This window comes from Streptomyces europaeiscabiei (assembly GCF_036346855.1).
GTDB lineage: Bacteria > Actinomycetota > Actinomycetes > Streptomycetales > Streptomycetaceae > Streptomyces > Streptomyces europaeiscabiei.
The window spans coordinates 10,630,905-10,649,992 of the sequence record NZ_CP107841.1; the positions used below are offsets into that span (position 1 = coordinate 10,630,905).

General features: G+C 73.0%; 16 protein-coding genes. 9 read left to right on the forward strand and 7 right to left on the reverse strand.

The features are described from left to right. Window positions 1-22 precede the first annotated feature (22 nt). Entirely contained in the window at window positions 23-184 is a 162-nt protein-coding gene (locus OG858_RS46270; RefSeq protein WP_327747636.1) for a hypothetical protein, read from the reverse strand. Window positions 185-670: 486 nt separating this feature from the next. Between OG858_RS46270 and OG858_RS46275 the strand changes: the two genes are divergently transcribed. The 9 genes from OG858_RS46275 (at window position 671) to OG858_RS46315 (ending at window position 13,994) form a co-directional block, all read left to right on the forward strand. Beyond that, on the forward strand, window positions 671-1,648 hold the full coding sequence (locus OG858_RS46275; protein ID WP_319067555.1) for an NADPH:quinone reductase: 978 nt from the start codon (window positions 671-673) through the stop codon (window positions 1,646-1,648). A 372-nt stretch (window positions 1,649-2,020) separates the two neighbouring features. After that, window positions 2,021-2,575 carry an SRPBCC family protein gene (locus tag OG858_RS46280; protein WP_086754350.1) on the forward strand — a complete coding sequence of 185 codons (555 nt, stop codon included), beginning with the start codon at window positions 2,021-2,023 and terminating at the stop codon, window positions 2,573-2,575. A 108-nt stretch (window positions 2,576-2,683) separates the two neighbouring features. Beyond that, entirely contained in the window at window positions 2,684-4,252 is a 1,569-nt protein-coding gene (locus OG858_RS46285) for a class I adenylate-forming enzyme family protein (RefSeq protein ID WP_319067556.1), read from the forward strand. 143 nt (window positions 4,253-4,395) lie between these two features. Beyond that, window positions 4,396-6,372: an FAD/NAD(P)-binding protein gene (locus OG858_RS46290; protein WP_319268819.1), complete on the forward strand. Its 1,977-nt coding sequence runs from the start codon at window positions 4,396-4,398 to the stop codon at window positions 6,370-6,372. Next, window positions 6,369-7,766 carry a 3-carboxy-cis,cis-muconate cycloisomerase gene (gene pcaB, locus OG858_RS46295; RefSeq protein ID WP_328543754.1) on the forward strand — a complete coding sequence of 466 codons (1,398 nt, stop codon included), beginning with the start codon at window positions 6,369-6,371 and terminating at the stop codon, window positions 7,764-7,766. The genes OG858_RS46290 and pcaB overlap by 4 nt, the downstream gene beginning before the upstream one ends. 79 nt (window positions 7,767-7,845) lie before the next feature. Further along, window positions 7,846-9,225 (forward strand): nitrate/nitrite transporter, encoded by a 1,380-nt coding sequence (locus OG858_RS46300; RefSeq protein WP_319067559.1) that lies wholly within the window; start codon window positions 7,846-7,848, stop codon window positions 9,223-9,225. Beyond that, window positions 9,215-11,350, forward strand: a complete 2,136-nt coding sequence (locus OG858_RS46305; RefSeq protein WP_327745708.1) for a molybdopterin oxidoreductase family protein — start codon at window positions 9,215-9,217, stop codon at window positions 11,348-11,350. The genes OG858_RS46300 and OG858_RS46305 overlap by 11 nt, the downstream gene beginning before the upstream one ends. Continuing rightward, window positions 11,347-12,777 (forward strand): FAD-dependent oxidoreductase, encoded by a 1,431-nt coding sequence (locus tag OG858_RS46310; protein ID WP_328543753.1) that lies wholly within the window; start codon window positions 11,347-11,349, stop codon window positions 12,775-12,777. Before OG858_RS46305 ends, OG858_RS46310 begins: the two co-directional genes overlap by 4 nt. Further along, window positions 12,774-13,994: an FAD-dependent oxidoreductase gene (locus OG858_RS46315; RefSeq protein ID WP_319067565.1), complete on the forward strand. Its 1,221-nt coding sequence runs from the start codon at window positions 12,774-12,776 to the stop codon at window positions 13,992-13,994. The genes OG858_RS46310 and OG858_RS46315 overlap by 4 nt, the downstream gene beginning before the upstream one ends. A 302-nt stretch (window positions 13,995-14,296) precedes the next feature. Here the strand turns inward: OG858_RS46315 and OG858_RS46320 are convergent, their stop codons facing one another. From OG858_RS46320 to OG858_RS46345, 6 genes are all read right to left on the reverse strand, one after another. Next, entirely contained in the window at window positions 14,297-14,881 is a 585-nt protein-coding gene (locus OG858_RS46320; RefSeq protein WP_037697755.1) for an NADPH-dependent FMN reductase, read from the reverse strand. Window positions 14,882-15,035: 154 nt separating this feature from the next. Further along, window positions 15,036-15,200, reverse strand: a complete 165-nt coding sequence (locus OG858_RS46325) for a hypothetical protein (RefSeq protein WP_179201269.1) — start codon at window positions 15,198-15,200, stop codon at window positions 15,036-15,038. Window positions 15,201-15,242: 42 nt separating this feature from the next. After that, the gene (locus OG858_RS46330) at window positions 15,243-16,916 is read right to left on the reverse strand and encodes a class I adenylate-forming enzyme family protein (protein ID WP_319268829.1); all 1,674 of its coding nucleotides are present in this window, start codon (window positions 16,914-16,916) and stop codon (window positions 15,243-15,245) included. 227 nt (window positions 16,917-17,143) lie between these two features. After that, complete coding sequence (locus OG858_RS46335; protein WP_086750881.1) at window positions 17,144-17,782, reverse strand: NAD(P)H-dependent oxidoreductase; 639 nt, start codon at window positions 17,780-17,782, stop codon at window positions 17,144-17,146. Window positions 17,783-17,952: 170 nt separating this feature from the next. Then, window positions 17,953-18,336: a YybH family protein gene (locus OG858_RS46340; RefSeq protein WP_037697753.1), complete on the reverse strand. Its 384-nt coding sequence runs from the start codon at window positions 18,334-18,336 to the stop codon at window positions 17,953-17,955. A gap of 34 nt (window positions 18,337-18,370) precedes the next feature. Next, window positions 18,371-18,985 carry an NAD(P)H-dependent oxidoreductase gene (locus OG858_RS46345; protein ID WP_319268833.1) on the reverse strand — a complete coding sequence of 205 codons (615 nt, stop codon included), beginning with the start codon at window positions 18,983-18,985 and terminating at the stop codon, window positions 18,371-18,373. Between the last annotated feature and the right edge of the window lie 103 nt (window positions 18,986-19,088).

Here is a 19,088-nt window from a genome sequence, read left to right on the forward strand (position 1 = left end):
GCGGACCGGATGCGCTCGGCGGTCAGTTCGCTGTCCCGGCACAGGCCACGAGCAGCATCCGGGCGATCCGGCGCTCCAGCGGGCCGGGCGTCCACGCCCCGGTGTCCAGGCCGTGCGCCAGGGCCGTGCAGGGGCCGGCCGCGCAAGAGTCCTGCCCGCGCGCGGGGACGGCGGTGTCGGTCATGGAAGTGCTCTTTTCGCCCGGTCGTCATCATGGTGCTGCTCGTGCCGGCGGGGCACGCCGGGCCCACCCTCGGCACGGACGGCCGAGGATCGGCCAAGGGCCGGCCAAGGCGTGCCCGGACCCCGGCCGAGCCGCAGCCGGGCTCGGCCAAAAGGCCGCGAGCGGACCGGCGTTCACCTCACCTGTTTCTTGTGAGGAGGCCCGGCGTTCACGCCGGGGAGGGATCGCATCCGGGTGTCGCGACGCGGAGCGTCGCCGTATCCGGTTCAGGGCGCGGAGCGCCCGTGCCGCTGTCGGCATCGTCGAGGTGGATGCGAACGCGTGTGCCTGTCATCGCTGGTCGGGGTGGCCCGGGCCCCTGGGCGGGCCCGAGTTGACATACCGGCGCCCCGAGTTGACACACCGCCGGCCCGACCTGACGGACCGCGCCCCGCGATGGCGGCTCACCCCCGCCACGGCGCCGGCGCGGTGCCAGACTCCACGACCATGCGTGCCGCCTACATAACCCGACTCGGCTCCCCGGACGTCATCCGTCACGGCGAGCTGCCGCCGCCCGCCCCCGGCCCCCACGACGTACTCGTCGACGTCGAGGTGAGCGCCGTCAACCACGTGGACACCTTCGTGCGTTCGGGTGCCTGGCGCACCCCGCTCGAGTTCCCCTTCGTCATCGGCCGCGACCTGGTGGGGACGGTGGCCGCCGCCGGCCCCGGCGCCACGGGGTTCCGCACCGGCGACGCGGTCTGGTGCAACAGCCTGGGCCACGACGGCCGTCAGGGGGCCGCCGCCGAACAGGCGGTGGTGCCCGCGGACCGGCTCTACCACCTGCCCGCAGGGGTGGACGCGGTCGACGCGGTGGCGCTGGCCCACCCGGCCGCGACCGCCCACCTGGCCCTGTTCACGCACGGGAACCTGCGCGCCGGCGAGAGCGTCGCCGTGCTGGGCGCGGGCGGCAACGTGGGCAGCGCCCTGGTCGTGATGGCCGCCCGGGCCGGAGCCCGGGTGATCGCCGTCGCCTCCGGGCACGACGAGGAATACGTGCGCTCCCTGGGCGCCGAGCACGTCATCGACTACCGCACGGGCGACGTCGCCGCCCGGATCCGGGCCGCCGCACCGCACGGCGTGGACCTGTACCTCGACACCTCGGGCCGCAACGACCTCGACACCGCGGTGGACCTGCTGGCGAGCCGGGGCCGGATCGTGGTGATGGCGGGACTGCGCACCCGCCCGGTACTGCCCGTGGGACCGCTGTACCTGATGGACCGCTCCGTGCGCGGTTTCGCCATCTCCCACGCGGACACCGCCCAGCTCGCCGACGCCGCACGCGGCATCAACACCCTGCTGGCGGCGGGCCGGCTGCGCCCGCGCGCCAGCGAGGTGCTGGAACTGACGGAGGCGGCCCGGGCCCACCGCCGTCTGGACGAGGGGAAGGTGCACGGCAAACTGGTACTGCGGGTACGCGGCTGAAGACCCCGGCGCACGGCCAGGCCGGCTGCCGTGGGCTGCACGCCACCCGGTGCTGCGCGGTACGCGGCCGAAGACCGCCGGGCGGCGGCACCCCCCCGGGCCGCGCGAACCGCCGGACGGGGCCCGCACCACTGCGATGCGCGGAAGCATTCACCCCCCGCCCCCGCCGAAGAAAGACACCGCACAACAATTCTCCGCAGGCCGGCTTCGCCCGCCCGGACGTCACATGAGGGAAACCCCGCGGACGTCACAAGAGGGAAACCCGCCCGGACGTCACATGAGGAAATTCCGTGCGGACGTCACCTAGGAAACCTGACGGACCCCGGACCGCTTCATTGCTCACATTCCTCGGCCATCGGCAGGATTGCCGCCATGACAGTCACCAGTGAAAGCGTCATCAACCAATCCCCCCTCTTCGAACTCGACGCCCGCATTCGTATATCGGCGAGTGCGGCCGAGATCTACTCCGTCGTCAGCGATCTGGCCCGCAGCAAGGAGTGGAGCCCGGAGTGCATGGGCGGCCAGTGGATCCAGGGCGAGCCGTCGGCCGTCGGCTCGGTCTTCCGCGGCGAGAACCTGCGCAGCGAGGACGTGGTCGGCTGGGCGCCGCTGGTACGCGGCACCTGGTACACCGAGTCCCGCGTGGTGGCCGCCGAGCCCGGCCGGACCTTCCGCTGGATGATGCTCACCCACGCCCGCGAGGACCAGGAGTCGATCTGGGGCTTCGACGTCGAGGACGCCGGCCAGGGCACCTCCTGGCTCGTCCACCACTTCCGGATGGGCAGGGCCACCGCCGGAATCCACAAGATCGTCGCCGGCCTCGACGAGGACGCCCGCAAGCGGTTCGTCGACGAGTGGACCGCCAAGCTCGCCCGCGACCTCGACGACACGCTGGCCCGTATCAAGGACGTCATCGAGAAGAACTGACGCACACGCACGGCGCGGTTGTCACCCGCCGGCGAAGAACCGTCAGCTCCGAAACGAAACGCAGCACCCCCTTCAGGAATCCGCAGCCAGGGACGAGAGATCGGTTACATGTTTCTCCAACGAATAGGAAGCAAGGGAATTCGGCTGGGCACGCTGTTCGACCGAGCGGCGGCACGGCATCCGGCGAATTTCGTGATACTCGACCACGACCTGGACATCGCCCCGGACCTCGGCCGGCGCGCGACACTGACCGAACTGGCCGACCTGGTGGACGACTTCGCCTCCCGGCTGTGGTCGGTCAAGGTGCGCCCGGGCGACCACGTCGTGGTGCACAAGAGCGACGGCTTCGACATCTCCCTGCTCGCCTGCGCCATCGCCCGCACCGGCGCCATCCCGGTCCTGCTGTCGCCCAAGCTCGACGGCGCCACGGTCGCCGAACTCCTGCGCCGCGTGGGCCGGCCCTTCCTCGTCACCGACCAGGACAAGCTCGAGCACGACCTGCCCGCCGAGGTCTTCGGCCTGTCCCGCACCGTGCTGCTCGCCTCCGGCGAGCACGAGCAGGCCACCTCCTTCGCCTCGCTGGCCGGCGCCGAACGCGTGCCCGCGGTGGCCATGCCGATCGACCACCCCACCCTCATCACCCACACCTCCGGCACCACCGGCACACCGAAGCTGGCCGTGCACACCGCCATGAGCTTCCAGTCCCGCTACCGCCCGCAGGCCACCGTCGTGGCCACCACGGTGCGCCGCAGCGAACCCGTCGCGATCCACGTGTCGTTCGTGCACTCACGGATGTTCACGGCGATGCCCATCTCGATCCTCCAGGGCCACCCGCTCATCATCCTCAAGGACGACGACCCGCAGACCGTGGGGGAGCTGTTCACCAGGATCCCGCCCGGCTTCATCGAGGCCCACCCCAACACCTTCCTGCGCTGGGAGGAACTGGCCGAGGACCCCCGCGGGCCGCTGGCGAACGTGAAGTACTTCTCCAGCACCTTCGACGCCATCCACCCGCGCACCGTCAACACCCTGCTCAAGGCCTCCCGCCGCAAGGGACGGCGCTTCGCCCAGGCCTACGGGCAGAGCGAGGTCGGCCCGATCGCGGCACGCACCTACTCCCTCAAGGACGGCGCCGACTTCAACGGCCGCTGCGTCGGCGTCCCGTTCCCGGGGATGACCGGGGTACGCGTCGTCAGCCGCAACGGCGCCCCGGTCTCCAAGGACAACCCCGGCTTCATCGAGGTCAGGAGCGACGGGCGGATCGTCACCTACCTGGGCGAGCACCAGCGCTGGCAGCAGCAGGTCAACGACGGCTGGTGGCGCATGGGCGACGTCGGCTACCGCACCAGGTTCGGCTGCCTGCACCTGCTGGACCGCGAGGTCGACGAGATCCCCGGCGTGCAGTCCACCCTGGAGATCGAGGACAAGCTCTTCACCCGGCTGCCCGAACTCATCGAGGTCATCATCATCCCCGGCCCCGACCAGCGCGCCGTGCCGGTGGTGTGCACCCGCAACGACGCGCCGCTGGACGAACTGTCCTGGAAGAGCGCCGTGGTGGACCTGCCGGCCCTCGCCGATCCGGTCCAGTGGCGGCTTCAGGACCTCCCGCAGACCGCCACCACCAAGATCAAGCGCCTGGAGCTGGCCCGCCTGCTGGCGGCAGGCACCGGCGGCTAGCACCTGCCCGAACGCCCCCGCCCCCCGGGGCCCCCGACGGCCCGCACCCTTTCAAGGCCCCCGGCATCCCGCTTCCCTGCCCGCGGCCGGCGCCCGGCCCTCCCCGGCCGCCGGCCGTCCCTGCCCAGAAACGGAGTCGTCCCATGAGCAGCACCCTCGAGGTCTGTGTCATCGGTGCCGGTCCCCGAGGCCTGTCGGTCCTCGAACGACTGCTGGCCAACGAACGCGGCACCCCCTCCCACGACGCGGTCACCGTCCACGTCATCGACCCCTCGGCACCCGGCGCCGGAGCGGTGTGGCGCACCGAGCAGTCCCAGCACCTGCTGATGAACACCGTGGCCTCACAGATCACCGTCTTCACCGACGACAGCGCCCGCATCAACGGCCCCATCGAGCCCGGCCCCAGCCTGTACGAGTGGGCCCGCAGCCTGGCGCTGCTCGGCGAGGTGGCCGACACCTCGGCCGGCGCCCTGGCCGAAGCGGCACGCCTGGGCCCCGACTCCTATCCCACCCGCGCCTTCTACGGCCGCTACCTGCGGGACTGCTTCGAACGCATCGTCGCGGGCGCACCCGCCCACGTCGAGATCCGGGTACACCGCTCGCGCGCCGTCGCCGCGGCCGACACCCACGGCGTGCCCGGCGGACCGCAGGGCATCCGGCTGGAGAACGGCATCCGCCTCAACGAACTCGACGCCGTCGTGATGGCCCAGGGCCACGTCTCGGCCCGGCTGTCGGCACGCGAGGCACGCACCGCCAGCCTGGCGCGCATCCACCACCTCACCTACATCACCCCGGCCAACCCCGCCGACCTGGATCTCAGCAACATCCAGCCCGGACAGCACGTCCTGCTGCGCGGCCTCGGCCTGAACTTCTTCGACCACATGGCCCTGTTCACCCTGGGCCGCGGCGGGCGCTTCGTGCGCGAGGACGGCCGCCTGGTCTACCGCCGCTCGGGCAGCGAACCCAAACTGTTCGCCTTCTCCCGCCGCGGGGTGCCCTACCACGCGCGCGGCGAGAACGAGAAGGGCGCCACCGGCCGCTACTTCCCCAGGCTCCTCACCCCCGCGTACATCGCGATGCTGCGCGAACGTTCCGCCGCCGGAGTGCCCGTCACCTTCGGCGAGGACCTGTGGCCGCTGATCTCCCGCGAGGTGGAGAGCGTCTACTACGCCACCCTGCTGAGCGCGCAGGGCCGCACCGAGCTGCGCGAGGAGTTCACGGAGCAGTTCCTCGCCACCGACACCGACGGCGAGCGCAGCGCACTGCTCGACTCCTACGACATCGCCGGCCAGGAACGCTGGAACTGGGAGCGTCTGTCGCGCCCCTACGGCGAGCGTGTCTTCACCGGCCGCGAGGACTTCACCGGCTGGCTCCTGGACCACCTGCGGGCCGACGTCGCCGAATCCCGCCGGGGCAACGTCAGCGGACCGCTCAAGGCCGCCCTGGACGTGCTGCGCGACCTGCGCAACGAGATCCGCCTCGCGGTCGACCACGGCGGCCTGGAGGGCGGCTCGCACCGCGACGACCTGGAGGGCTGGTACACACCGCTGAACGCGTTCCTCTCGATCGGCCCGCCCGCCTCCCGCATCGAGGAGATGATCGCGCTGATCGAGGCCGGTGTGCTGAGCGTGACCGGCCCGGGCACACAGGTCCGCATCGACACCACCGCCCAGGTGTACTGCGCCCGCTCCACCGCGGTACCGGGCGAGCCGGTGCGGGCCACCGCGCTCATCGAGGCCCGCCTGCCCGAGCCGGACCTGCGCCGCACCGAGGACCCCCTGCTCAAGCACCTCCTCGACACCGACCAGGCCACCCCCTACCGCATCGCGGCCACCGGCGGCCCGGCGTACGAGACCGGCGGCCTCGCCGTCACCGAACGCCCCTACCGCCTCCTCGACGGCCGCGGCCGCCCCCACCCCCGGCGCTTCGCCTACGGGGTTCCCACCGAGTCGGTGCACTGGGTGACCGCCGCCGGCATCCGGCCGGGCGTCGACTCCGTCACCCTCGGCGACTCCGACGCGATCGCCCGCGCGGTCCTCGCCCTGCCGCCGGCCGCCCGGGTCCCCGACGGCGTACGGCCCATGGAGGCCGACAGCGACCTGTCCGGGGTGATCGTGTGACCCCGGGCCGGGAGGAGGACACCGACGCCGGGCTGCTGTCCCCGGTCCGGGCCGGCACCCCCGTCGAGGAGGCCACCTGCGACCGGGCCTGGCTCCAGGCCATGCTGGACGCCGAGGCCGCCCTGGCACGCGCCCAGGCCTTGCTGGGCACCCTGCCCGCGCACGCCGCCGAGACCATCACCGAACTGGCCCGCGCCGACCGGCTCGACCTGCGCGCCCTGGCGCTCGCCGCCCGCGAGACGGCCAACCCGGTGATCGGCCTGGTGCAGGCGTTCACCGCGGTGGTGGCCGAGAAGGACCCGGCAGCCGCGCAATACGTGCACCGGGGCTCCACCAGCCAGGACATCCTGGACACCGGCGCCATGCTGGTCGCCGACCGCGCCCTGAAGATCATCCGCGCCGACCTCGGGCGAACGGCCCGGGCACTGGCCCATCTGGCCGCCCGGCACCGCGACACCCTCGCCGTCAGCCGCACCCTCGCCCTGCACGCCGTCCCGACGACATTCGGCCTGCGGGCGGCGGGCTGGCGGCAACTGGTCCTGCACGCCGAGGCACGGCTGGCCCGCGTGCAGGAGGGCGGGCTGCCCGTCTCCCTGGGCGGGGCGGCCGGCACCCTGGCCGGCTACCTGGAGTACGCCGCCGTCGGCGACGGCCCGACCCCCGATGCGGAGACCTACCTGGACCTCCTCACCGACGCCTACGCGGCCCAGACACACCTCGCCCGGCCGGAACTGCCCTGGCACGCCCTGCGCACACCCGTCGCCGACCTGGCGTCCGCGCTGGCCTTCACCACCGGCGCGCTCGGCAAGATCGCCGTGGACGTGCAGTCACTGGTGCGCACCGAGGTCGGCGAGGTCAGCGAACCCGGCCCCGCCGGCCGCGGCGCCTCCTCGGCGATGCCGCACAAACGCAACCCCGTGCTGGCCACCCTGGTGCGCAGCGCCGCCCTGCAGGTGCCGGCCCTCTCCGCGGCCCTGACCCAGTGCCTGGTGTCCGAGGACGAGCGCTCCGCGGGCGCCTGGCACGCGGAATGGCAGCTGCTGCGCGAATGCCTGCGGCTGACCGGCGGAGCGGCCCACACGGCCGTCGAACTCACCGAGGGCCTGCAGGCCAGCCCCGAACGGATGCGCGCCAACCTGGACATGACGGGCAGCCGGATCGTCTCCGAACGCGTCGCCGCCCACCTCACCCCCCTGCTCGGCAGGGACCGGGCCCAGACCGTGCTGACCCAGGCCGCGCAGCAGGCCCTGGCCGACGGACGGCCGCTGGCGGAGGTACTCGCCGCCCTGCCCCAACTCCCCGCCCGCCTCAAGGGCGAACTCGCCCACCTGTGCGACCCCGCCCACTACACCGGGGCCGCCGCCGCCCTGGTGGACCGCGCGCTGCGGCCCTGACCCCCTTCCTTGCGCCGCGGCCCGGCAGGACCCCACCACCGGGCCGCACCGCCCCGACCCGAAGAGAGCCGAGGAAAAGATGACCAGCGCACCATCCGCCCGAGGGCGGTGGATCGAGAACTGGGACCCCGAGGACGAGGAGCAGTGGGAGCGCGGCGGGCGACGCGTGGCCCGCCGCAACCTGGTGCTGTCGGTACTGTCCGAGCACATCGGCTTCTCCGTGTGGAGCATGTGGTCGGTGCTCGTGCTGTTCATGTCGCCGAAGATCGGGCTGGACTTCGCCCCCGACGAGAAATTCCTGATGGTGGTGGTGCCCACCCTGGCGGGCGCACTGCTCAGGCTCCCCTACAGCTACGCGGTGACCCGCTTCGGCGGCCGCAACTGGACCGTGTTCGCCTCCCTGCTGCTGCTCGTGCCCACCCTGCTGACCGTCCACTTCGTCCAGCGGCCCGGCACCGAACTGTGGGTGTTCCTGCTCATCGGCGCGAGCGCCGGGGCGGGCGGCGGCAACTTCGCCTCCTCGATGACCAACATCACCGCCTTCTACCCCCAGCGCCACCAGGGCTGGGCGCTGGGAGTCAACGCGGGCGGCGGCAACCTGGGCGTCGCCGCCGTCCAGCTCCTGGGCCTGCTGGTCATCTCCGTCGCCGGCGACACCCACCCCGCCTACGTCGCCGCCTGCTACCTGCCGCTGATCGCGCTGGTGTCGGTGCTGGCCGCACTGCGCATGGACAACGTCGCGGTGGTGCGCACCCCGCCCGGCGCCCAGCGCGAGGCCGCCGCCAGCAGCCACACCTGGTGGATATCCCTGCTGTACATCGGAACCTTCGGCTCCTTCATCGGTTTCGGGTTCGCCTTCGGCCTGGTCCTGCAGAGCCAGTTCGGCTCCACCCCCCTGCAGGCCGCCTCCTTCACCTTCCTCGGGCCGCTCCTGGGCTCGGTGGCCCGCCCCCTCGGCGGCCGGATCGCCGACCGGTGGGGCGGAGCGAGGGTCACCCTGTGGTCGTTCGCCGGCATGGCCGCCGGCATCGGCGTGCTGCTGCTGGCCACCCGCAGCGGATCCTTCCCCCTGTTCGTGACCGGGTTCACGGCCCTGTTCGTGGTCAGCGGCATCGGCAACGGCTCCACGTACAAGATGATCCCGGTGGTCTTCGCCCGGCAGGCCGAGGCCGCCGTCACCTCCGGCCACGACGCCGCCGCGGCCTTCGCCCGGTCACGCCGCCTGTCCGGCGCGGTCCTCGGCATCGCCGGAGCGGCCGGCGCGCTCGGCGGCGTCGCCATCAACCTGGCCTTCCGCACCGCCTACGGCCAACTGGGCGGCGGCGAGGCCGCCTTCTACACCTTCCTCCTCTACTACGGGCTGTGCGCGGCCCTGATCCGGACGGTGTACCTGCGCAGCGACCGCGACAGCGGCGCACAGCCCCCCGCCCGGAAAGCGCAGGCCTCCCATGTCCGCTGACCCCACGGCACCCGCCCGCACCGCACCGCCGCCCACGACGCGGGCGGCACCCCGCCAGAGCACGACACACTGCCCGTACTGCGCCCTGCAGTGCTCCACGGTGCTCTCGGGCGAACAAGGCGGCGTCACCGTGACGCCCTCGCCCGACTTCCCCGTCAACCAGGGCGGCCTGTGCCAGAAGGGGTGGACGGCCGCCACCGTGCTCGGCGCCCCCGACCGGCTGCGCACCCCCCTGGTGCGCGGCAGGGACGGTGAACTCGCCCCCGCGAGCTGGGACGACGCGCTCGACCTGGTGGCCGAGAAGCTCACGGCGATCCGCGCAACGCACGGCGCCGACGGCGTCGCGGTGTTCGGCGGCGGCGGGCTGACCAACGAGAAGGCCTACACCCTCGGCAAGTTCGCGCGCCTGGCCCTGGGCACCGCCCAGATCGACTACAACGGGCGGTTTTGCATGTCGTCGGCGGCCGCGGCGGCCGGCGAGGCGTTCGGCCTCGACCGCGGCCTGCCCTTCCCGGTGACCGACCTGGCCGACGCCGATGTGGTGCTGCTGGCCGGCGCCAACCCGGCCGAGACGATGCCGCCGCTCATGCGCCACCTGCAGCGCGCCGACCTCGTCGTCATCGACCCCCGCCGCACCCGTACCGCCCAGCAGGCGGCGCTGCACCTGCAGCCGGCCCCCGGCACCGACCTCGCCCTGGCCCTCGGCCTGCTGCACCTGGCGGTCACCGAGAACCTCATCGACCTCCCGTACATCGAAACCCGCACCACCGGCTTCGAGGAGGTCTGGGCCAGCTGCGTCGCCTGGTGGCCCGAGCGCGTCGAACAGGTCACCGGGGTACCCGCCCACGACCAGCGCACGGCGGTGCGGATGCTCGCCGCGGCCCGGCGGGCCCATCTGCTGACGGGACGGGGAGCGGAACAGCACAGCAAGGGATCCGACACCGTCGCGGCGTTCATCAACCTGGCGCTCGCGCTGGGCCTGCCCGGCCGCGAAGGCAGCGGTTTCGGAACCCTGACCGGGCAGGGCAACGGGCAGGGCGGCCGCGAGATGGGCCAGAAAGCCGACCAGCTGCCCGGCTGCCGCTCGCTCACCGACCCCGCCGACCGCGCCCACGTGGCCCGCGTGTGGGGCGTGGACGCCAGCACCCTGCCCGGGCCGGGCCGCAGCGCCTACGAACTCCTCGACGCCCTGGCCACCCCCGACGGGCCGAAGGCACTGCTGGTGTTCGGCTCCAACCCGGTCGTCTCCGCACCCCGGGCCGCCCGCATCACCGGCCGGCTGAGCGCCCTGGACCTGCTGGTCGTGGCCGACTTCGTGCCCTCGGAGACGGCCGCGCTCGCCGACGTGGTACTCCCCGTCGCCCAGTGGGCCGAGGAGGAAGGCACCCTGACCAGCCTGGAGGGCCGCGTCCTGCGCCGGCGCGCCCACCTGAGCCCGCCGCCCGGCACCCGCACCGACCTTCAGGTCCTGCACCAACTCGCCGTCCGCCTCGGCCAGCCCGCCCACCGCTTTCCCACCCGCCCCCGGGAGGTCTTCGAGGAACTGCGCCGCGCCACGGCGGGCAGCCGCGCGGACTACTCGGGCATCAGCTACGAACGCCTGGACGCCGGCGAGGCACTGCACTGGCCCTGCCCCGCCACCGGCGGCCAGGACCATCCCGGCACACCGAGACCGTTCCTGGACCGCTTCGCGCACCCCGACGGACGCGCCCGGTTCACGGCCGTGGACCACCGCCCGCCCGCACAGACACCCGACGGCCGGTTCCCCCTGTACGCGACGACCGGCAGAGTGCTGGCCCACTACCAGTCGGGCGCGCAGACCCGCCGGGTCCCCGACCTTCTCGCCGCGGCACCGGAGGCGGTCGCCGAGATACACCCGGACACCGCCCGCCACCACCGACTGGCCGACGGACAGCTCGCCGACGTCGCCTCCGCCTACGGCACCGCCCGGGTCAGGGTCCGCCTGACCTCCACCGTGCGCAGGGACACCGTCTTCGTGCCGTTCCACTATCCGGGCGCGGCCCGCGCCAACCTGCTCACCGGCGACGCACTGGACCCCCGCAGCCGGATGCCCGAGTTCAAGGTCAGCGCCGTACGCGTCACACCGGCCGGGGAGCAGACATGAGCGGCGGCGTCGTCATCGTCGGCGGCGGCCCCGCCGCCCACCGCCTGGCCCACCGCCTGCACGCGCTCGGCCACCGGGACGCGGTGACCGTCATCGGCGCCGAACCCCGGCCCGCCTACAACCGGGCCCTGCTCGGCTCGGTCCTGGACGGCACACTGAGCGCGGAGAGGCTGGCGCTGCCCGCACTGCCCGCGCCCGTGCGCGCGCTCACCGGCGCACGGGCCGCAAGGATCGACCGCGCCCGGCGCACCGTGCACCTCAAGGACGGCCGCGAACTGCCCTACGACATCCTCGTCCTGGCCACCGGCGCCCGGCCGCGGATCCCGGACGTCCCCGGCCTGATGACCGCCCGCGGACGGCTCGCCGAGGGAGCACGCACCCTGCGCACCGCCGCCGACAGCCACCCCCTGCCCCCCGGGCCGGTCGTCGTCCTCGGCGGGGGAGTCCTCGGTGTCGAATCCGCCCTGGCCCTGCGCGCCGCCGGCAAGGAGGTGACACTCCTCCAGCGCTCCGGCCGGCTGATGCAGCGCCAGCTGGACGGCCCGGCCTCCCACGCGCTGGCGCAGTGGGCCCGCAGCCGGGGCGTCACCCTCCACCTGGGCCGGCGGGCCGAGGAGTACGCACCGGGCAAACTGGTCCTGGACGACGGACAAATACTGGCGGCCGGCACCCTGCTGCTGTGCACCGGCACGCAGCCGGAGACCGCACTGGCCCGGGCCGCCGATCTCGCGGTACGCGACGGGATCGTCGTCGACGCGCAGCTGCGCACCGACGATCCGCACATCCACGCGATGGGGGACTGCGCCCAGCACACGGACATCACCGGCACGACCCTCATCCAGGCATGGGACCAGGCCGAGGCACTCGCCCGGATCCTCACCGGCACCGGCACCGCCTACACACCCGCGCGCCACCTGCTGCGCCCGCGGGTATCGGGCCTGGACATCGTCTCGCTCGCCCCGCAGGCACCCGAGCGGGACACGGACACGGCCGTCTCCCTGCTGGATGCGGCCCGGGGCCGCTACGCCCGCCTGACGCTGCGCAACGGCCGTATCCACACGGGCGTCGTCGTCGGCCCGGCCGCCGCGGTCACCGCGGTCAGCGGCCTGTACGCCCGTGACGCGCCGGTGCCCGCCGACCTGCTGGCGTTGCTGAGCGGCGCCGACGTCGAATACGCGGACACCGACGCCACGGCGGACGACGCGGTGGCCTGCCACTGCAACAACGTCACCTTCCGCAGGCTGAAGGCCGCCTGGGCAGGCGGGGCGCACGACAGCCGGGCACTGGCCCGGGCGACCCGGGCCACGACGGGGTGCGGCGGCTGCACCTCGGTCGTACGCCGGCTGTGCACGACACTCGCCGCCGCCGGCGCAGGGCCCGCAGGCACCCGCACAGCGGTGGACACCGCAGAAGGAGGAACACCGTGACCACGCGCACGCTGGTCGTGGCCGGCCACGGAATGGCCGGCCACCGCCTGGTCGAGGAAATGCTGGCCGGCGACCGGCACGGCCGGTGGCGCATCGTCGTCCTGGCCGAGGAACCGCGGCCCGCCTACGACCGGGTGGCGCTGTCCACCCTCCTGGACGGCGCCCGCGCCGACGATCTCGCGCTGGCCGGCCCCGGCGTCCTGGACGACCGCCGCCTGCGGCTGCACCTGAACACGAAGGTGACCGCCGTGGACCGCCGCAGCAGAAGGGTGACCTGCGCGGACGGAACCGGGTTCGGATACGACGCACTGGTCCTGGCCACCGGGTCCCGGCCCTTCGTGCCCCCGGTCGCCGGACACCAGGCGCCAGGATGCTTCGTCTACCGGACGGTGCAGGACGTCGAGGCGATCCGCGCGGCCGCGGTGCCCGGCCGCCCGGCCGTGGTGGTCGGCGGCGGCCTGCTGGGACTGGAGGCCGCGGGCGGCCTGCGGCTGCTGGGCATGCGGCCCCATGTGGTGGAGTTCGCCCCGTGGCTGATGGCCCAGCAGATCGACGAGGGCGGCGGCCGGGTCCTGGCCGCGGCGATCGCCCGGCTCGGCGTGCGCGTGCACTGCTCGACCGCCGTCCACGCGGTCGGCACCGGCGCGGACGGCCGCGCGGAGCGCGTCGAGCTGGACGACGGCACCGCCTTGGACACCGCGCTCGTCGTCTTCGCCGCCGGGGTACGCCCCCGCGACGAGGTCGACGCCCCCGGGCTCGTGCGCGGCGAGCGCGGCGGCTTCCTGGTGGACACGTGGTGCCGCACCGCCGACGAACGCATCTGGGCGATCGGCGAGTGCGCGGCCGTCGAGGGCCGCTGCCACGGCCTGGCCGCCCCCGGCTTCCGGATGGCCGAGACCGTCGCCCGCCAGCTCCTCGGCGTGCCGGGCGAGGCGTTCACCGGCGCCGACACCTCCGCGAGCCTGAAGCTCCTGGGCGTGGAGGTGGCCGGTTTCGGCGACGCCCACGCCCGCTCGCACGGGGCGATGGAGTACGTGCGCGAGGACCGGCGGGCCGGCACCTACGCCAAGGTGGTCCTGGACGCCGACGGCCGCACGGTCCTGGGCGGGGTCCTCGCCGGAGACACCCGCACCTACCCGGAACTGCGCGCCCTGCTCGGCCGGCCGCTGCCGGCCTGCCCCGACGACCTGCTGGCCGCGCCGCCCGCCCGCCGCTGAAGGCCGGCACCACGGCCGAGGCACACGGGACGGCGCCGGCCGTCCCAGCTCTTGTCCCGCCCACCGCAGCGCCTTTGAACACGCATCAGCGAACAACGGCTGCGACCCTGCCGGGCCGTCCGGGCGCGAGTGGTGCCGGACGGCTCGGCAGGGTCTTCGGCGAGCGGCGCAGGGGGTGGGCGCCGCTCGCGGCCCGGGAGGGGGTCTGTGCCGGCCCGGCCGGCCCGCCGCGGGGCCTCGGCCGCAGGGTGAGGGGGCGGAGGCGGGGGAGCTGCCCGGGGTTGCCGGGTGCGGCGGACAGGTCAGCTGTCGTAGGGCAGGCGCGCCCTGGCCTCCTTGGTGGCCAGGGCCCACCAGCTCAGCTTGTCCCACAGGACCTTGGCGGCCGCCTCGGCGTCGGCCGGCTCGATGAGGTTGCCGTCGGTGTCGAACTGGCCCCACGGCCCGTGGAAGCTGACGGCGTCGCGGACGGGGACCGCGTGCAGCTCGTTGACGATGTGACGCAGCTGCTGGACGGCCCGCAGACCGCCGGCGAGGCCGCCGTAGCCGACGAAACCGACCGGCTTGGCGTGCCACTCGTGCTGGGTCCAGTCCAGGGCGGCCTTCAGGGAGGCCGGGAAGCTGTGGTTGTACTCCGGTGTCACCACGACGAAGCCGTCCGCCGCCGACAGCCGGGCCGAGAACGCGGCGAGCAGCTCGGCGACCTCCGGCTCCGGCTCGGCGCTCAGCGCGGTGGGCAGTGGGAAGTCCGCCAGGTCGACCAGATCGACCTCGATGTCGTCGCGCTGGTCGGCGGTGCCGACGAACCAGTTCGCGATCGTGGGGCCGAAACGGCCCTTGCGCACGCTCGACAGGATCACGGCCACGCGGATGCGGTCACTAGGCATGTCAGCCCTTTCACTACGGTCAGTCCTCTCCCCACAGAAGAACAAACCCGCATGCGGGTTTCCAAGTGATATCGAAGAAACCGATGGGACACGCCTGAGCTGCCGGCTCCGCCCCGGAAGGGGGCGCCACCCGGCAGCTCACGGTCGGTCGGCGTCAGTCGACGCCCTGCAGTATGTGCGGTTCGGCCAGGTCGTCCTCGTACCCGGCCAGGCGGATCGGGGCGCACCTCGCCCACACCTCCAGGAAGCCCGGGTCCGCGGGCGCCGGGCAGCCCCGGGCGTTCCGCGTCGTCTCCTGCCACACCTGATGCGCTGTCACCGGTGTTCTCCCTTCCCTTCGCCGGCTTCTCGGCCGGGCCGGTCAGCAGGCTGCGGTCTCGGAGCGGGCCGGCACCCGGCCGTCCTCACCCTCCGCGGCCGCGGCCGCCTGCCCGGTCGTGGCGGAGCCCTCCTCGCCCGCGTCGGCGGCGCGGGCCGTGAGGGTCTCGGCGAGCTGCCGGGCCAGTTCCAGCCGCCGGATCTTCGCGGTGGCGGTGCGCGGCAGGTCCGCGAGGCGACGCTGCACGGGTGCGCCCAGGGCGGGCTGGTCGGCGACGGCCGCCTGCCAGCGCCCGAGGTCCAGCGGCACGTCGCCGCGGGTGCACACCACCGGCACGGGGCGCTTGTCGGGGCCCGGCACGACCACGAGCTCGGTCAGCTCCTCCAGCCGGTGCAGCACCGCGTCCTCGACCTCCAGGGTCGACTCGATCCCCTCGATGACGTCGACCTCGCGGTCGAGCAGGTGCAGACAGCCCCACCGGGTGCGGTAGCCGACATCGCCGCCGCGCCACCACTCGCCGATGACCTGCTGGTCGAAGCGCTCCTGCTCGCCGTAGTACGTCAGCGCCCGCCCCGCGGTGGCCACGTCGATGTAGCCGGGGCTCTCCTTGGAGGGAGTGCCGCCCCGGGACACCAGCCGGTACTTGGTCATGCCGGGCGTGGGGTAGCCCTGGCAGCGGCCGTCCGCCTTCAGCGCGTTGCGGCGCCGGTAGGTGCGGGCGGCCAGCGGGCCGCACTCGCTCTGCCCGTACACCTGGAGGAACACCGGGCTGCGCCGGTCCGAGGCGTGCAGGAACTTGTGCATCGTGCTCGGGTGGATCGCGTCGAAGGTGCTGTTGAAGTACTTGACGTTGGAGACCGGCCGGCGCGGGTCGTCCAGCATCTCCTCCCACTCCAGGAACGAGTTGGGGTGCGTCTCCAGGACACCGGGACGATGCCTGACCAGCATGTCGGCCACGTGCGCCGGGCTGGCGTCGTTCATGAACACCATCGGCATCCCGCGCATCTGCAGCACGGCCAGGCCCAGGTACATCCGCGAATGCACGTACGACACATGCATCGCCACGGTCTCCCGCTTGCGGATGAAGGAGACGACCTTGTCCTGCCAGTTGCCGCGGGCACCCAGCGAACGCGCCGAGTGCACCACCAGCTTGGGAATGCCGGTCGTCCCCGACGTGTGGGTCATCAGCGCCGGCTGGTCGGGGCCGAGCAGCACCGGACGGCGCTCGGGGGCGCCCGCCAGAGAGGCGAAGGAGACGGCACCGGGGTGGGAGCCGGTGGTGGTGACGACCCGCGCGGTCAGCTCGGCCAGCGGCAGGCCGGCCAGCGCACCGGTCAGCTTCGCCTCGTCGGTCAGCACCGTGGGCCGCTCCAGGCGTTCGAGCAGCTTGCCGATGCTCTCCCCGTCCAGGTGCGGGGAGAGCATGACCGGCACCGCACCGATCCGGGCCGCACCGCAGGCCAGCACGGTGATGTCGAAGTTCGACGTCTTGTACACGGCCACGTGCTCGCTGGGCCGCACACCGGCGGCCCACAACCGGTTGGCCGTCTCGGCCACATGCCCGGCGAACTCCGCGACGGTCAGTTTCTGTCCCGCCGAGGGGAAGGCCTCAAGGTCGTGGTCGAGTGAGATCGGAGTGGTGCCGAACTTCTGGGCAGCGCGCTCGGAGACGACCCCGAGGTAGAGGAACTTCTTGCTCTTCGGAACCTTGAACATAAGGACTCTTCCTCTGGTGAACCGGAACACGGAAAATAAGAACTCCCCCCGAAAACCTCGCACACCAGAGGGCCACGGAACAGAAAAAGCCGCTTAATGCGTCATCTCGCGAACGTGCGCTGAATCAATACCGGAGAAGCCGGGGAGAAGCCGGGGAGAAAAGAGAAAGGGGCCGGATCCGTGCGGTGCACGGATCCGGCCTCCCCGGCGCCTTTCGGGCAGTCCTCCTACAGCGACTGCCTGAGCGCCTCGGCCACCTTCATGGTGCGTACGGTCTGGTAGCCGACGGCGGCGAGGTTGTCGTCGGTGACGTTCTGCGCGAGGTGACCGGGAATGGCCTGCAGGCCCGACGTGGCGCTGACCCCGTAGGGGTTGCCGTTGCTCGGTGCGAGCAGGATGTCGTCGGTCACGCCGGGCGGCACGATCACGGCCCCCCAGTGGTAGAAGACGTTGCTCAGCGACAGCAGGGTGGACTCCTGGCCGCCGTGCTGGGTGCCCGTGGAGGTGAACGCGGACATCGCCTTGTTCATCAGCCCGCGCCGGGCGTGCAGTTCGAAGGTCTGGTCGATGAAGTGCTTGAGCGGGCCGGCGAGCAGGCCGTAGCGGCCCGGAGTGCCCCAGACGACGGCGTCGGCCCAGTCCAGGTCGTCGATCTCGGCCACCGCGACGTCCCGGCTGGCGGCGACGTGCTCGGTGTTCGCCTGGCTCCATTCCTTGTAGTTGGGCGCGAGCGGCTCACCGGTGATCTCCGCGACCCGGCGCAGCCGCACCTCGGCACCCGCCTTCTCCGCCGCCTCGGCAGCGGCGACAGCCAGCTTGTGGATGTTCCCGGTGGCCGAGTAATAGACGATGGCGACATTGGTCATGGACGTACTGCTCCCTCATCGGATTCGGTGCCCGCGCCGTCCTTCCGGCTGCCGGTGCACGCCCCATCGTGTCGCCGGGCCCGGCCGGGCAGCGACCTCGTTCCCATAGTCCGTCAGGTACCGGCCCGTGACGGCGAAAGCCGCCTTTCTCTGGCCCCGCGGGGCGCGGCTCAGGCGCCACCGGCCTCCACACCGGGCGGGTTGTCGATGATGTAGCGCCACAGTCCGTCCGGCCCGCGGCGGGCGACATCGGTGGCGGTGCCCTCGATGTGCACCCGCTCGCCGTCCGGGCCGGCGCCGTCGATGACGAAGTCACCGATCAGCAGCGCGGTGTCGTCGTACACATAGGTGTGCCGCAGACTGATCTCGATCGGCACACCCAGGGCCAGGAAACTGCTGGTCGCCTGCCGGCGGCCGTCACCGCTCACCACCACGCCCGGTCGCAGCACACGCACCGCCCCGGGTTCGAAGAGACGGTCGATGGCGGCGAGGTCCTTGGCGTTGAAGGCCTCGACGAAGGTCTGGGGCAGCGTGGCCGGGTCGCTGACTGCCATGTTTTCTCCTCAAGCGTTCTGGTCAGATGGTCCTTCAGGCGGCGGCCCGGACAGGTGCGGCGGCCTTCAGGGCCGCCGCGACATGGATGGTGCGGCGGGTCTGGTAGGCGATGGCACCGACGTTCTCGTCGTGGATGAAACCGATGCGGTTGCCCGCCACGGTGCTCGCGCCGTACGGGTTGCCGTTGTTCTTCTCGTACAGCACCGGATCGGCGGAGCCGGTGGCGACGATGACCGATCCCCAGTGGCAGATGGCGTTGTGCAGCGCGAGGATCGCCGTCACCTGCCCGCCGTGCTCGGCGGAGCCGGAGGCGAAGGCGGAGACGGCCTTGTCCAGCAGACCGCCGTGGATCGACAGCGACGAGGAGGTGTTGATGAACTGCATCAGCTGCGGCGCGGCGAGCCCGAAGTGGACGGGCGTGCCGAGCAGGATGGCGTCGGCCCACTCCAGGTCCGCCACGCACGCCTCGGCTATCTCCAGGGCGTCGGCCGCGTGCTCGTCGGAGCCGGGCCGCCCCGTGGCGGCGGTCTCCGCCACCCGGCGCAGCCGTACCTCGGCGCCCTGTTCGGCGGCGGCGTCGGCCGCGGCCCGCGCGAGCCGGTGGGTGGAACCGGTGGACGAGTAGTAGATGACGGCGACGTTGGTCATATGGGTGGCTCCCTGGGCGTAGCCGGTGAACCGGCTTGGAGTGCGGGGACGTCCGGCATCGTGGCCGACCGCCCGGCACGGCGGCAACGAAGCGCCCGCGAGT